This is a genomic window from Candidatus Pyrohabitans sp. (genome assembly GCF_054014795.1).
In genome coordinates, this window is sequence record NZ_JBPMGE010000076.1 from 1 (window position 1) to 13,178 (window position 13,178).

At 53.4% G+C, this 13,178-nt stretch carries 15 protein-coding genes; 3 read left to right on the forward strand and 12 right to left on the reverse strand.

Annotated elements, in window-relative coordinates; translation table 11 throughout:
• Window positions 1-111: 111 nt before the first annotated feature.
• The gene (locus tag ACXJJW_RS07885) at window positions 112-918 is read right to left on the reverse strand and encodes a thiamine pyrophosphate-dependent enzyme (protein WP_456475192.1); all 807 of its coding nucleotides are present in this window, start codon (window positions 916-918) and stop codon (window positions 112-114) included.
• Window positions 915-2,549, reverse strand: coding sequence for a 2-oxoacid:acceptor oxidoreductase subunit alpha (locus ACXJJW_RS07890; protein ID WP_456475193.1), 1,635 nt, complete (start codon window positions 2,547-2,549; stop codon window positions 915-917). Before ACXJJW_RS07890 ends, ACXJJW_RS07885 begins: the two co-directional genes overlap by 4 nt.
• 163 nt (window positions 2,550-2,712) lie before the next feature.
• On the opposite strand from ACXJJW_RS07890, the gene ACXJJW_RS07895 reads away from it, so the two are divergent.
• Both ACXJJW_RS07895 and ACXJJW_RS07900 read left to right on the forward strand, forming a co-directional pair.
• Window positions 2,713-2,898 carry a 4Fe-4S binding protein gene (locus ACXJJW_RS07895; RefSeq protein WP_456475194.1) on the forward strand — a complete coding sequence of 62 codons (186 nt, stop codon included), beginning with the start codon at window positions 2,713-2,715 and terminating at the stop codon, window positions 2,896-2,898.
• Window positions 2,899-2,950: 52 nt separating this feature from the next.
• Complete coding sequence (locus tag ACXJJW_RS07900) at window positions 2,951-3,370, forward strand: CBS domain-containing protein (RefSeq protein ID WP_456475195.1); 420 nt, start codon at window positions 2,951-2,953, stop codon at window positions 3,368-3,370.
• On the opposite strand, the gene ACXJJW_RS07905 is transcribed toward ACXJJW_RS07900, so the two are convergent.
• From ACXJJW_RS07905 to ACXJJW_RS07940, 8 genes are all read right to left on the reverse strand, one after another.
• A complete protein-coding gene (locus ACXJJW_RS07905) occupies window positions 3,371-4,486 on the reverse strand; it encodes a V-type ATPase subunit (protein WP_456475196.1) in 1,116 nt (371 codons plus the stop codon). It abuts the gene before it with no gap.
• Window positions 4,487-4,522: 36 nt separating this feature from the next.
• Window positions 4,523-4,855, reverse strand: coding sequence for an ATP synthase subunit C (locus tag ACXJJW_RS07910; protein WP_456475197.1), 333 nt, complete (start codon window positions 4,853-4,855; stop codon window positions 4,523-4,525).
• Between the two features lie 40 nt (window positions 4,856-4,895).
• A complete protein-coding gene (locus tag ACXJJW_RS07915; protein ID WP_456475198.1) occupies window positions 4,896-6,968 on the reverse strand; it encodes a V-type ATP synthase subunit I in 2,073 nt (690 codons plus the stop codon).
• A 44-nt stretch (window positions 6,969-7,012) separates the two neighbouring features.
• Complete coding sequence (locus ACXJJW_RS07920; RefSeq protein ID WP_456475199.1) at window positions 7,013-8,392, reverse strand: cobyrinic acid a,c-diamide synthase CobB; 1,380 nt, start codon at window positions 8,390-8,392, stop codon at window positions 7,013-7,015.
• Window positions 8,393-8,460: 68 nt separating this feature from the next.
• Window positions 8,461-10,269, reverse strand: a complete 1,809-nt coding sequence (locus tag ACXJJW_RS07925) for a PINc/VapC family ATPase (RefSeq protein ID WP_456475200.1) — start codon at window positions 10,267-10,269, stop codon at window positions 8,461-8,463.
• Window positions 10,266-10,667 (reverse strand): phosphoribosyl-AMP cyclohydrolase, encoded by a 402-nt coding sequence (gene hisI, locus ACXJJW_RS07930; protein ID WP_456475201.1) that lies wholly within the window; start codon window positions 10,665-10,667, stop codon window positions 10,266-10,268. The genes ACXJJW_RS07925 and hisI overlap by 4 nt, the downstream gene beginning before the upstream one ends.
• 95 nt (window positions 10,668-10,762) lie before the next feature.
• Window positions 10,763-11,623 carry a (Fe-S)-binding protein gene (locus ACXJJW_RS07935; protein ID WP_456475202.1) on the reverse strand — a complete coding sequence of 287 codons (861 nt, stop codon included), beginning with the start codon at window positions 11,621-11,623 and terminating at the stop codon, window positions 10,763-10,765.
• Between the two features lie 61 nt (window positions 11,624-11,684).
• The gene (locus ACXJJW_RS07940) at window positions 11,685-12,089 is read right to left on the reverse strand and encodes a response regulator (protein ID WP_456475203.1); all 405 of its coding nucleotides are present in this window, start codon (window positions 12,087-12,089) and stop codon (window positions 11,685-11,687) included.
• A gap of 188 nt (window positions 12,090-12,277) precedes the next feature.
• On the opposite strand from ACXJJW_RS07940, the gene ACXJJW_RS07945 reads away from it, so the two are divergent.
• On the forward strand, window positions 12,278-12,457 hold the full coding sequence (locus tag ACXJJW_RS07945) for an AbrB/MazE/SpoVT family DNA-binding domain-containing protein (protein WP_456475204.1): 180 nt from the start codon (window positions 12,278-12,280) through the stop codon (window positions 12,455-12,457).
• Between the two features lie 66 nt (window positions 12,458-12,523).
• On the opposite strand, the gene ACXJJW_RS07950 is transcribed toward ACXJJW_RS07945, so the two are convergent.
• Both ACXJJW_RS07950 and ACXJJW_RS07955 read right to left on the reverse strand, forming a co-directional pair.
• Complete coding sequence (locus ACXJJW_RS07950; RefSeq protein WP_456475205.1) at window positions 12,524-12,856, reverse strand: hypothetical protein; 333 nt, start codon at window positions 12,854-12,856, stop codon at window positions 12,524-12,526.
• A complete protein-coding gene (locus ACXJJW_RS07955; RefSeq protein ID WP_456475206.1) occupies window positions 12,853-13,116 on the reverse strand; it encodes a hypothetical protein in 264 nt (87 codons plus the stop codon). Before ACXJJW_RS07955 ends, ACXJJW_RS07950 begins: the two co-directional genes overlap by 4 nt.
• Between the last annotated feature and the right edge of the window lie 62 nt (window positions 13,117-13,178).

A 13,178-nucleotide genomic window follows, 5' to 3' on the forward strand; every position in this document is an offset into this window, starting at 1 on the left:
GAGGTCGAGGCAAAGCCGGGGAGCCTGCTCATAAGCAAGGTGAGCGAGCCCCACGGCGTTAAGGCGAAGACGCGCATGCGCGTCCTGGTTGCGATTGCCCCGCCAATATAGCTACTTCAGCTTTGCCAGTATCGCCTTAACGTCGGTACTGCGCTGCGGGGTGCGCATTAACTCTTCATAGGTACTCCGCTGCTCGCGGTAGAATATCCCGGTAGGTATCCCATCCTCCGCAAGCGCCAGCCTCATTGCCTCGTCAATGCTGGACGGCGTATCCTCCAGCGGGTAAACCTTCTCCCTGTAGAGCTTCCAGGTGTTGTTGAAGGTGACGCAGGGCTGGAGCACGTCGACAAAGGCAAAGCCCCTGTGGAGTATCGCCTCCTTAATTATTTCTTTAAGGTGCTCAGCGTCGCCGGCGTAGCCGCGGGCGACGAAGCTCGCTCTCGAGGCGAGGAGCAGCGCTATGGGATTTATCGGCTCCTCCGGGTTTCCCTCGGGGGTGCTCCTTCCCCTGAAGCCCTTCGCAGTGGTTGCGCTCGCCTGCCCTGTGGTTAAGCCATAGATCGCATTGTCGTGGACTATAAGTGTGGCGTCTATGTTCTTCTTCGCCGCGTGGATAAGGTGCGCCAGACCCTCGTTGTAGGCGTCGCCATCGCCCGCGAAGCCGACAACGGTTAGCTCGGGGTTTGCCAGCTTTATGCCCGCAAGCATCGCCGGAACCCTGCCGTGGATGGTGTGGAAACTGCTCAGCGCGAGATAATCAGCAATCTTGCCGTGGCAGCCCACGCCTGAGACGAGCACCATCCTTTTCAAATCCATCTCCTCCGCAAGCTCAGCGGCGGCATCCTTGAAGGCTTTGATAACGCCGAAATTTCCGCATCCCGGGCACCAGACTATCTTTGCGCGCGTGTCGAGCTTCATGGGAACACCTCCTTCAGCCTTTGCACGAGTTCACTCGCCGTGAAGGGCCTGCCATCGTACCTTGAGACAAGCTCCGCCTCTATGCAGGCGTGTTCTTTGAGCAGCGACGCAAGCTGACCGGTGTAGTTGCACTCCACACAGGCGGCTCTCTCAAAGCTGAGCTTCTCTATCTCCCAGGTGGGGAAGGGGGAGAGGTAGCGTACCTGCACCACCTTCAAGTCCAGCTTCTGGGCCGCCTCAACGGCAGCGCCTGTGGTTGAGCCCCATGTGAAGACAACATCTCTACCCTTGCCGAAGATTCTAACCCCCTGCCTCCGCTTCACCTCCTCCTCTATTGCGCTGGCCTTTCTCATCCTCTTCTCGTACATCGCCTCGCTTGCCTCGGCGTCGTCGGTGGTGAAGCCCAGCTCATCGTGCTCATTGCCCGTAGCTTTAAGCACCACCCGAGGGGGAAAGGCGAGGGGGCTAACGCCCGAGTCGGTTATGAGGTACCTCTTATAGTTCGCGGCGTCGCCGTGATAAAGTAGGGGTGGCTCCTCCTGAATACCCTCGGGGTCTATCTCCGCCGTAGCTGCGCTCTCCGAGAGATACCTGTCCATGAGCAGCACCGCAGGCGTCTGGTAGCGCCAGGCCAGGTTGAGCAGCTCGCCGGCGAGGTAGAAGGCGTCCTCCACATCACCCGGCGAGGCGACGATGCGGGGAAACTCTCCATGGCCAGCGTGAAGCACAAACCTCAGGTCTCCCTGTGCATGCCAGGTGGGCAAGCCAGTGCTCGGCCCACCGCGCTGCGATTCGAGGAAGAGCACCGGCACCTCCGCCATGCCGGCGAGGCTTATTGCTTCCTGCATGAGTGCAAAGCCACCGCCTGAGGTGCCCACCATGGTCCTGGCTCCGGCAAAGGCAGAGCCTATTGCCATTACCGCGGCGGCAATCTCATTCTCGGGCTGGAGCACTGTTATACCCAGCTTCCTCTTCAGCGATGCAAGAAAGTGGAGCACCGAGGAGGAGGGCGTCATGGGGTAGGCATAGTAGTTTCTCAGCCCGGCTTTAGCCGCTCCCAGGCCAGCACCCTGATTGCCGTCCAGCAGAGGCTTGGCATCGCCTACCTTCTCAACCTCACGAATGCGTTCCATGCGCTTGGAGGCGTAGCTGTGGCCCATCTCCGCGAGAATTATGTCCTTCTCAGCCTTCTCGCCGTAGGCGTCGCGGTATATCTGGTTGAGAACCTGCACGTCTATGCCGTAGAGGTAGCACAGCGCTCCGAGTGCGGCTGCATTTCTGAACACCGACGGCGCCTCTGCCTGCGCCGCAAACTCGCCCATCGGTAGCGCGTAGCCCTCGGTGTAGCTGAATTTAGAGGAGTCGAAGAGCACCTGCTTAACGTGGCGCCTGTGCTGCGGGATAACATAATCCTGAAGTGCTATCAGAAGGTCGCCCCTCGCTTCGTGGCACCGCACCTTCTCTGTGCTCACCCTCACCACCGTCGCGTTGTGACCGCCACGTATCAGCGACTGGTACTCCACATGGATAAAGACGTGATAGCCGAGTCTTGAGAAGACCTTGGCGGCAACCAGACCGGCGCCCTTTACACCATCCCCCGCCATACCTGCGATACGAAATGTGAAATCCATTCTATCCCCCATGGTGTATGCTGCTTGGTGATAGAAAAAGCTTGTGCTAAATCAGCGCCCTGCTCCCTCCTGTGGGATATAATCATCATGAAAAATCATTAAAGAACAAAAACTTTTTATAGCCTTCTGGAGAGATAACCCCAGCATCAAAAGGAGGTCTGGAATGGCAGTGATAGAGGTAAATAAAGATACCTGCGTAGGCTGCGGTGAATGCGTGGACATCTGCCCTGCGGATGTCTATGAGCTTCAGGACGGCAAATCAGAGCCGGTAAGGATGGAAGACTGTGTCAACTGCTGCTCCTGCGTGGAGGTCTGCCCCACCAACTCCATAAACCATGAATCCTGCTAGTGCCAAAAATTAATTATATTGGTTTTGTCAGGTCTAACAACAAGGTGAGTTGATGAAAGTTAAGGACATAATGCACGGCGTGACAATTGTGGGCCCCTCGACGAGTGTTCTTGAAATCGCTCGCATAATGAAGGAAAAAAACATAGGCTCAGTTCTGGTTAAGCTGAATGAGGTTGACTGGGGCATTGTGACTGAGAGGGATATAATAACAAAGGTCGTATCTAAAGGGATAAGCTTCAAGGAAATAAAGGCGATCGATATAATGACAGAGCTTCGCGTGACCATCGACGCCTCAGCACCGGTAAGCAAGGCGAGCGAGCTTTTCAACATCTACCACATACGCCGCCTCCCTGTTATGGAAAATGGGGATATAATAGGAATGATAACCTCCCGCGACGTTGCAAAGTACTGCATGTTCAAGTCGCTCAGAGCAAAGAAGGAGTACAGCAGGGGGAGCAGGCATTTCAGATAGCTAAAATATCATCATCCTCTCTATCTTTTCAGACTCCACACCTGCTTCTTTCAGCTTCAGGGCGGTGACAATATTTCTTATCTCATTTTCCCTCAGGAAGAGGTGTGCCATGGGCACGCCTATGTGGAACCTGTCACCGCGGAAGGCGCGCTGATAGAGCTTTGTCATGTGTCTGCGAAGGGCTATCTCCAATGGAAGTACAGAGGCCACGCCCTCATACTCCCTAGCCGCCTCTGCGCTTGCCGGTGAGTAGACCATGCTGAAGGGCAGCTCCCTGCTGATGTTCTCGTAGTCTTTGATGATTGAGGCTATTATGTTGGTGTAGCCAAAGTGGGGAATTTCTGTGGCAATCTGCCCCAGATGGCGAAGGCCGAGCAGGGCGGTGAGCACCTCCCTCCTCACCCTGTACATCACTGGTATAAAGTGAGCCTCTGCACTCGAAATGTCGCTTCCCCTTAGCCGATACGCTGTGAGTATATTCTTAATGTCTATCTCCTTGCCCACAAGCTCTCTTGCGATGCCCCTGTCCCGGGTGGAAAGCGCAGAAACACTTGCCCAGAGGTTCTTGTAGAGGGCGCTTTCGAGGGCATTCGTGAGCACCGCTGGCGAGCCGTCCTCGGTGTAGTTTGGCAGCGCCTTAACAAGGGGCTTGTAGTAGTCAGTGCCCCTCAGCGTCTCCACGAGTTCGCGGATGTCCTGCGCTTCTATCATCTTCTGGATTCTATCTGCAGGCATGTCGCGGGTGGTGAAGAGAGGGTATCTCCGTATAACCTCCGGCGGCACGCCGGCCGCCTTAAGGCGTATGACGGCCTTTACCACCTCACTGCCAAACTTCTTGTAGAGCCTGTCCATCGCCGCCCTTGGCTCACGCCTGAGGCCCTTAACTATCCTGTCATACTCCTGGGCAAGGGAGCTGTAGAGCATCCCCTCTATGTTAGGGATGCTCACATCCTGGAGCTTGGAGATTTCCTTACCCACATAGGTGCCCTTGAGCAGGGATATCATATCCTCTACTGTCGCAACCTCTATCAGAGAGCGAAACTCTCCCTGCGTGAGCATTCGCGACCTTAAGGCACCTATCTTTGCATTGGTGTAGGCATAGTCACCTGCCGACATGCTCCAGCTCCCTAAAAATTAAGAGGTATTTATGTTTTAGATCCTTGTCAGGAGCATGAAGGATATAATCAATCCATAGAGCGCAATTCCTTCCGCCAGGGCGACTATGATGAGACCCCAGGTCATCATCTCAGGCTTCTCAGAGATAGCACCCAGCGCCGCCGCACCGGTGTGGCCGATAGCGAAGCCGGCACCTGCGGCTGCCAGGCCAACTGCAAGGGCTGCAGCAATCGCATACATACCCTTCTGGTTTCCGACTGCTGCCGCCTCTCCACCGGCAGCGGCGCCTTCCTCTGCAGCAAAGGCTATACCCAGCGAAGCCACCATCGCTATGCCCAATACAATTCCAAGAGCTGTTATCTTCCTCATGCTTTCACCTCTCCGTAATTTTTTGCTATCTTCTCCTATTTTACTGTTTCTCCTGATAGATTACCTTTAGCGGTGAGAAGAGCACACCGTTGCCCTGATAGAACTTTGAGAATATCTCATAGAAGTGCAACCTGAGGGTGTGCACAAAGGAGATGAATCCTTCCATTACCAGAATTATAATGTTGCCGAAGACAAACACAAGGGCGATGAGCAGACCCTTGGCCGGCACGGCGGAGGCGCTGAGGCCGTTCATGGCATTGACCATCATCAGCGACAGCGCTGCGTGCACCACTCCTATAATCGTAATTCTCAGGAAGGAGAGAGTATTCGTGAGGTACTTCATTGAGTTCTCAAAGGTCTCTATAAAGGCTATCAGTAGTCCCTCCTTCTTTATCAGCCACCCCTCGATGAAGATTAGCAGTATTGGTATTCCGATACCCAGGGCAATGGGAACCGGCTCCATCGCATCCTTGAACACCACGTAGCTTCCGCCAAGCAGTGCCCATATCCCGGGCACGCCGAAGGGACTTAACAGCCCGTGCTTGAGCTCACCCCTCATTGCATGGTTCACTATGTTTATAATTAAGCCGAAGATGAGCAGGCCTATACCGAGGTATATGGAGAAGTACACAGCCCGCATTATGCGGTTCTCCTCAGGGGAGCCGCCGAGAAGTGCACCTGTGAAGAACCTGTCCAGCACGGGCACCTTCACCGGCTCTATGGTGAAGCCCAGATACTTCTCCATGGGTGAAATACTTTCGCCGTGCGTGGCCTCAGCCTCTAAGCCGAACATGCTGCCGTACATAAAGCCCACAAGGGTCGCCATTATTCCGCACAGTATGAGCGTCCTTCCCAGCTTCCTTCCATTCTCACTAAGCCTCTTCATCTTAAAGCCCATGAAAACGCCGATGAGGGTTAGTATAAGCCCCTGACCTATGTCGCCGAACATGAACCCGAAGATGAAGGGGAAGGTTATGGCTATTATACTCGTCGGGTCTATCTCTCGGTAGTGGGGCGTGCCATAGGTGGTGGTCAGTGCCTCAAGCGGCTTGGTGACCTTTGGGTTGACAATAAGTGTGGGAGGAGTTTCCTCATCCTCCGGCTCGCTCACCTCAACCACACACGCTCCGGCTGTGCTCCTCTCTATTATCTCCACAACCTCATTCACACTGGCAGCGGGCACCCAGCCGGCGAAGTAGTAGGTGTTTCTGGTCCTCAGGAAGTTCAGATTGGCTTCGTCTACCGTCTTGGCGATTGTCAGGAATCTCTTATACCTCAGGAGGTTGGCCATCTCTCTGTTGGCTATCTCGCGAAGCTGATTTATTATCTCCCTTTCATCCTTCTCAAGCGTTGCTGCGTTCTCCTCAACCTTCCTCTTTGCCTCCTCGAGGGTGAAGGGAATTAGCCTCAGGGGTATCCCCACCTCCTCAAAGCGGTGGATTCTGAGCATCCTGGAAACATCAGCTTCATACTTTTTCAGGACAATCAAAACAATAAGAGCCTGCTTTTTGGATATCTCCCTGCTGTTGAGGATGTAGGTGTCTGTTATTTTACCCACACCCTCCTCAATCGCTGCGATTTCCTCCTTGGGTACAACACCAAAGAATATGGATGTGTATCTGAGCCCCCGCAGGTTCTTGGGACCGAGGCCAAAGACCTCGAGTTTCTCCAGTACGCCCCTGTAGCTCTGAAGCTCCTCCTTTTCCTTCCGCACCTCCGCAAGCCTGTTGTTCAGAGCCAGCACCCTGTCTTCGAGGAAGAATATCCTCTCTGCAATCTCCTCAAAGGTTTTTTTGACCTCTTCCTGGCTGGCGGGCAGCCTGCGCGCCACCTCCTCGAGTTCGCCCAGGGGTGGGGCTTCAATCTCCTCATCCAAACCCTGCTTCAGAATCTCAAGCAGATTGTCTATCTTGGATATCTGTTCAGAGGCTTCGATTCGAATCCAGGAACCCCCAGCACCGCGAAGCTTCAGCTTCTCAGCAACTTCAACACCATCGGAGGCGGAGTTTATAAAGTGAATAATACCCTTGTCCTTAAGCTCTTTAAGCACATGATTCTTGTGCTCCTCCAGGAGCACAGCTTCTACCTTCTTCATTGGCAGGGGCTTGAGCATCTCGCCACTCCTCTCCTTTGTGAACAGGTGGGTAAATGTACTGCTCAGCTTTTAAATTTTTCTGCCACCGCTAAAAAATTGTTGACCATCCGCGGGTAGGAAATCACATGCACATGCATGTAATTTGCAAGGGTGTTGTCTTTTACTATTCCGTCGTGGGCGCCATCGACGCCCTTTCCTCTCTCAACGCTGTAAGCGAAGGTGAGCTTTTTGTGAGCCTCCAGCTTTGAGTAGTGGAACTCGTGTCCCACCAGGAGGTCACCACGGCGGCTTATGGGGTTGTTGCGAATCGCCAGATTCTTCACATAACCCAGTGCCTGAAACTTAGCTTTCATTCTGGTCGAGATGGGCAGATAGCCCACCATCTCGTATTCATGATTACTTCGGGTATTTATACTTTGCCCCAGATACATGAGTCCGCCACATTCAGCATAGCAGGGCCTGCCGCTGGAGCAGAAGTCGTAGATGCTCTGCCTGAGGGAGCTGTTGCGCTCAAGCTGCTCTGCCATTATCTCCGGGAATCCCCCGCCTATGTACAGAGCATCTATATCCCGGGGCAGGGCAGGGTCGTGGAGCGTATCGATGGGCACAAGCTTGGCCCCCTGGGCTGCGAAGGCGTCCAGGTTATCCTGATAGTAGAAGGTAAAGGCTATATCGCGGGCCACGCCCAGCACAAGTTTTGGTTCTCTGGGCTTCGCGAAGAGGTTATTTGGGGGGACCTCATCCAGGGCGGGCGCATTTCTTGCGACCTCCACGATGCCATCCACATCTATGTGCTCTTCCACCAGGCTCGCAAGAGTGTCGAAGAGCTGCTCAAGCTTCTCCTTCTCGTATGCCGGAATAAGCCCCAGGTGACGCTCTGGTATCTCTATGCCACTGTTGCGGGGTACAGTGCCGAAGACGCGCATCTTTGCAAGCACCTCCACAGCGGTCCTTGCCTTGTATGCATGCCTGGGGTTGCCCACCCGGTTAAGCACAGCGCCGGCGAGGTTTACGTCCTGATCAAAGAGCCTGTATCCGAGAACAAAGGCGGCGGCAGTGCGGGAGATTCGCTCCACATTCGCCACGAGGATGACAGGTGCCTTAATAACCTTGCTCACCTCGGCGGTGCTCCCCCTGGCGTCGACGGCGTTGTGGCTGTCGTAAAGCCCCATCGTACCCTCGATTACAGCTATGTCTGCGCCTTTGGAGTTCCTAACGAAGGTCTCCAGTATAGCTTCGTCGCTCATCATGTAGCCGTCGAGGTTTCTGCTCACTCTCCCGGTGGCGAAGAGGTGGTAGCTGGGGTCGATGAAGTCGGGTCCCACCTTGAAGGGCGCCACGCGGTAGCCGCGGTTGCGCAGGGCGCGCATCAGGCCTATGCTTATTACCGTTTTACCTGCTCTGCTTGATGTGCCGGAGATGAGAATCCGGGGAATATCCATGGCGCTGCCTCTTCGCAGTAACCTCGACTAACGTAGCAAAGCAAAACTGAAGCGATTAAAAGTTTAATTTACACCTCCACCGCAAAAATCTCCCTGCCCTCCTCCACATAGCTGAGCAGCGCGTCGCCAATTTCACTGTCCTTCCCCAGCTTGATTTCACCCTTCCTGCCTATGGTGGCGGTGAACAGGTAATCGTTGTCGGCATAGAACTTCACCATCCTGCCAGCGTAGGCCTTGCCGAGGATGAGGTGGATGTAGTGCTTTGTCTCTGCGATGTCCACGGGAATGCGCTTCTCCCCACGCGCAGGCGCCTGCCGTCTCTCCGCAAAGGTTCTAACGTCTATGCTCAGCCCCAGCTTCTTCTCCAGCGAGGCAATACGCTTGCCCCGCTTGCCTATAAGCGCCGGCAGGAAGCGCTCATCCACATACACAGTGGCCCTCCCATCGCTCACCTCCACATCCACGGCTGCGCTACTGGGCAAACGCCTTCGAATCTCCTGCACAACGCGCTCCGAGGCGAGCCTCTCCACGGGCTTGGCCTCGCGCAGTGCGTCCACCGGCATTACTATGGTCTCCTCACCGAAGGTGTAAATCTCATACTCTGTGGTATCGCTTTCGAAGTCCTTCACCTCAATCACAGGCCTTGCAAGGTCAGCCTCCTGCATACCCGCAGGTACCTTTACTGAGAACACCACCTTGTACACCTTCTCCACCCTGCCGTCCTTGATGAATACCACTGTGTCAACAATCTGGGGAATCATGCCGAGCTCCACTCTGCCTATCAAGCGCTGGAGGGCGTCTATAGCCTTGGTGGCGTGCACCACACCCACCATTCCCACTCCTGCAAGGCGCATATCTGCGAATATCCTGAAATCCCGTGTCTTGCGCACCTCATCGTAGATAGTGTAGTCAGGGCGCACCAGCAGCAGTATATCGGCGGTCTTCTCCATGTCCCCCTCGAGGGGGGCGTACTGGGTAATCTCATCGCTCACCTGCAAATCGCGGGGCGACTCCATTGTTTTGACTATTCTCCCCAGGGAGCTGTAGAACTCAGCCAGAGCCTGGGAGAAGGTGCTCTTCCCGGCGCCCGGAGGCCCTGCGACGAGTATCCCCTCCGCACGCTCACTGAGGCGCTTCATCAGCCTTTCGCTGAGCTTATAATCTTCGAGGGAGACCTGAGCAATCGCCCTTACTGCGGTAATCTCAAAGCCGTCGCTGAAGGGCGGCCTGGCGATGGCAATGCGAATTTCTCGTAGTTGTACAACACTCGCCCCGCGACGCTCTATCTCTATGAACGAGTCGGGGTCCACCTTCGCATACTCAAGGATTTCCCTCGCGAGCCTTGCCAGCTCTCGCTCTGTGAGGGGCTTCTCACCTATGGGCATGAGTGTTATCTCCCCCGGTCTGCCCTTCTTGGCCATTGGCACCACGCGATCCCGCAGATGCACAGACATCGTGGTGTCGTCGAAGTATTTGAGTATGCCAAGCTTGCGCTTCACCCGCCTGGGGCGGAGGTACTTCACATCTATCCCCTTGACACGGGCCACCATCGCCTGAACACGGTCGCTGGTAACAAGCACACCGCCCGTTTCCTTGGCCACGTTTCTTATTATGTCGTCGATGAAACGAAGCTCATGCTCCCTGGGGCGCGTGCCATAGAACTCCAGTGTAATAACCCCTGTTTCTGCCTTTTCCCGAAGCTGGGCCAGCTCTTCCAGGCCATTGAATCCGCTCTCCTTGCCCTGGTTTGCCTGGTGCTCCAGCTCTGCCACGACCGCCTCTGGCACAACCACGCGCGCCCCAACATAATCCTTATTTTTTATAAGCTGAGTTATCCTCCCATCTATTATTACCGAAGTATCTGGTACAAGAATCATTCTCTACCTCCATAAACCTTCTCGGGGTCAAATATGCGCTCTCCCTGAATTAACCACTCGCCCTCGCGAAGCACACGGTGGAAGCATGTGGCAAAGCCCTCGTGGCATGCTGCGCCGCGCTGCTCCACCTTGAAAAGCAGTACATCGCCGTCGCAGTCAAGGCGCACCTCCTTCACAACCTGGAAGTTACCAGAGGTCTCGCCCTTGACCCACAGCCTCCTGCGAGAGGTGCTGTAGTAGGTCATCTTTTTCGTAGTCAGGGTCTTTTCCAGGGCCTCACGGTTCATAAACGCCACCATGAGCACTTCCTGGGTGAGGTAATCCTGAACCACGGCGATGGCAAGCTCCTCTCCAGCGAGCTTTACCCTGAAGTTAACCTTATCGAGCAACTTTTCCATATCTATTCCACTTTAATTCTATCGCCTTCACCCTTTATTACTGTTTTTATAGGGTGTGTAGGTCTCTAATCCTCATCATAATGGCAAGACAAACCCTACTCCATCCCCTCAAGCACTACCTCGGCGATGTCCTTTACCTCAAGCTTTGCTCCGGCCTCGGCAACGCCCTTCTTCAGCACGCGCTTGCACTGCTGGCATGCGGTGACCAGAACGCCTGCGCCAGTCTCGCGAGCTTCATTCGCCACGCTGCAGGATATGTTCGTCGTAAGCTCCGGCTCCACCAGCTCCAGATCTCCGCCTCCCCCGCAGCACAGTGCAATCTCCCTTGTGCGGGCCATCTCCAGAAGCTCTGTGTTAAGGGCGCGCAGCACCCTGCGAGGTGCCTCATAAATCTGAGAGTGCCTTCCCAGGTCGCAGGGGTCGTGATAGGTGAGCTTTGCGTCGTAGCCCCTGAGCCTGAGCTTTCCCTCATCTATAAGCTCCTGAATAAACTCTGTGTGGTGGTAAAGCTCTGCACCAAGCGAGTAGTGCTCCCGGAAGGTACGATAGCAGCTGGGGCAGGAGAAGACCACCTTTTCTGCACCAGTTTTCTCAATCGCCCTTATGTTGTGCTCTATAAGCTGCTCGGCCTCACTTTGCATGCCTGCAACAATAAGCGGGTAGCCGCAGCACCACTCCTTCTCGCCAAGGATTGCAAAGTCCACCTTAGCTTTTTCCATCACCTGCACGAAGGCCGCTGGAATGTCCTGGATTTGAGGTGAGAAGCTGGACATGCAGCCCACAAAGTAGATTACGCTGGCCTTCTTTCTGAACAGCCCTTTGGGCGGCGAGGGCATGAACTCTGCCCATATGGCGCGCTCACTGTTTGGAAAGTTGGCCACATTCTTATTCTTCGCGATAGCCTCACGGATGAGGTCGAGGCTCTTTGGATATGCAACGTTGAACTTGTGTGTCATCCTGAGTAAAGGTGTAGCTTCACAAGGGCAAAGGGTATTCTACAAATTTGCTCCAGCTTGCTCAAGTTCTTTTAAATGACCAACAGCGGTCACTCCGTCGATCTCTCAGCAACCTTCTAACAACATCCAGAAGCTCCTCTCTGTCGAATGGCTTGCTCAGGTAGGCGTCTGCCCCGCACTCATGACTGCGCATAACATCCTCCTTATTATCATAAACGGTGAACATGACCACAGGTATTTGCCTCAGCTCTTCGTCTGCTTTTATCTTTCTGCACACCTCCCAGCCGTTCATCCCGGGCATCACAACATCTAAGAGCACCAGGTCAACCCTATCTTTTCCCAGTATCTCCAGCCCCTCTTTACCGTTCTCAGCTCCAATCCCCTCATAACCGGCCTTCTGGAGCATCATTCTGGTCAATGTTATTATTTCTGGTTCGTCATCTATTATCAGTATCCTGGCTGCCATAGGGTAACACCTTAAATAGCTCAGATATCTGTTTTCTATGGAGGTTTTCACCAGTCTAGGACGTTATCAACCAAATCAGGACCACCCCATTAACCCAAAAGCAATCTCGCATATATAACAATTGTTAGTTTAACAATTGTAAGATACTCCTATATATAATTTACGTTTTTTTAAAGTTAGTGATGTAGATGGTGAGAGCTAAGGTGAGGAAAAACTACCAAGTTACCCTACCGAAGAACTTCCTGGAAAAGGTTGAGAAAAAGCTTGGAATCAAAATAATGGTGGGTGACGAGATAGACTTCGACGTCGTAGACGGAAAGATCGAAATCAAAATCTTCAGGAAGAAAGAGGAGCAGCTTTATCCATGATTCTTGAAGTACGAACCGCTCACATACCCAGCGTAGATTTAAAATCTTTGTGGAAATTTAGTTTGTTCAGTATCCAAACCTTCTCTCATAGTTTTTGTGGTCGAACCATTCAATTATTATACACACAACGTTCTTCTCATCTGCGGCAATGGAGTAAAGCAATCTCCATCCCTCCGGGAGGTTGTACTTCCAGAGGTTGTTTATTCCGTACTCCTTCAGGTACTCCTTTGGAATCAGCCTTTTGGGTATCTGAATTCCACAGAATGCATCCTCCTGAAGTTCTATAAAAGCTCTTACCAGCCAAGTATGAATCCTTTTATCTTCACTCTTTGAGCTATTAAGGAGCTTCTCAAAAGCCTTCTTCACCTTTGCATCTGCAAAAAAGAGCTTTGCCTTCATTCAAAAGCCAGCTCTGGGGAGAGCAGGTACTTTTTGACGAGCTCCGGGTTCCAGATCCATGCAATCTTTCCATTTTTATCAACGGCTATCTTGTTGGAGTCCTTGAGGTAGTCAAAGACCACGCAGAATGTCTGGTACATCACCTTCTTTGGAAGACGCTCCCACAGCTCCTTTTTGGTGTATTCCCCGCTGTGCTCCCTGATGAAGTTCTCTATCATCAATATGGTGTCAAGCCTGGGATAATGGAGGACCTCACCCATTAAATGTCACCTCAGTTATATAAGTTTATATAACCAGAGAAAAGAAAAGTGAATACGCATCG

Excerpts from the sequence above, each read along its gene's own strand:
- ACXJJW_RS07885 (WP_456475192.1), bottom strand. The coding sequence starts at position 918 with ATGAAGCTCGACACGCGCGCAAAGATAGTCTGGTGCCCGGGATGCGGA.
- ACXJJW_RS07890 (WP_456475193.1), bottom strand. The coding sequence starts at position 2,549 with ATGGATTTCACATTTCGTATCGCAGGTATGGCGGGGGATGGTGTAAAG.
- ACXJJW_RS07895 (WP_456475194.1), top strand. The coding sequence starts at position 2,713 with ATGGCAGTGATAGAGGTAAATAAAGATACCTGCGTAGGCTGCGGTGAA.
- ACXJJW_RS07900 (WP_456475195.1), top strand. The coding sequence starts at position 2,951 with ATGAAAGTTAAGGACATAATGCACGGCGTGACAATTGTGGGCCCCTCG.
- ACXJJW_RS07905 (WP_456475196.1), bottom strand. The coding sequence starts at position 4,486 with ATGTCGGCAGGTGACTATGCCTACACCAATGCAAAGATAGGTGCCTTA.
- ACXJJW_RS07910 (WP_456475197.1), bottom strand. The coding sequence starts at position 4,855 with ATGAGGAAGATAACAGCTCTTGGAATTGTATTGGGCATAGCGATGGTG.
- ACXJJW_RS07915 (WP_456475198.1), bottom strand. The coding sequence starts at position 6,968 with ATGCTCAAGCCCCTGCCAATGAAGAAGGTAGAAGCTGTGCTCCTGGAG.
- ACXJJW_RS07920 (WP_456475199.1), bottom strand. The coding sequence starts at position 8,392 with ATGGATATTCCCCGGATTCTCATCTCCGGCACATCAAGCAGAGCAGGT.
- ACXJJW_RS07925 (WP_456475200.1), bottom strand. The coding sequence starts at position 10,269 with ATGATTCTTGTACCAGATACTTCGGTAATAATAGATGGGAGGATAACT.
- hisI (WP_456475201.1), bottom strand. The coding sequence starts at position 10,667 with ATGGAAAAGTTGCTCGATAAGGTTAACTTCAGGGTAAAGCTCGCTGGA.
- ACXJJW_RS07935 (WP_456475202.1), bottom strand. The coding sequence starts at position 11,623 with ATGACACACAAGTTCAACGTTGCATATCCAAAGAGCCTCGACCTCATC.
- ACXJJW_RS07940 (WP_456475203.1), bottom strand. The coding sequence starts at position 12,089 with ATGGCAGCCAGGATACTGATAATAGATGACGAACCAGAAATAATAACA.
- ACXJJW_RS07945 (WP_456475204.1), top strand. The coding sequence starts at position 12,278 with ATGGTGAGAGCTAAGGTGAGGAAAAACTACCAAGTTACCCTACCGAAG.
- ACXJJW_RS07950 (WP_456475205.1), bottom strand. The coding sequence starts at position 12,856 with ATGAAGGCAAAGCTCTTTTTTGCAGATGCAAAGGTGAAGAAGGCTTTT.
- ACXJJW_RS07955 (WP_456475206.1), bottom strand. The coding sequence starts at position 13,116 with ATGGGTGAGGTCCTCCATTATCCCAGGCTTGACACCATATTGATGATA.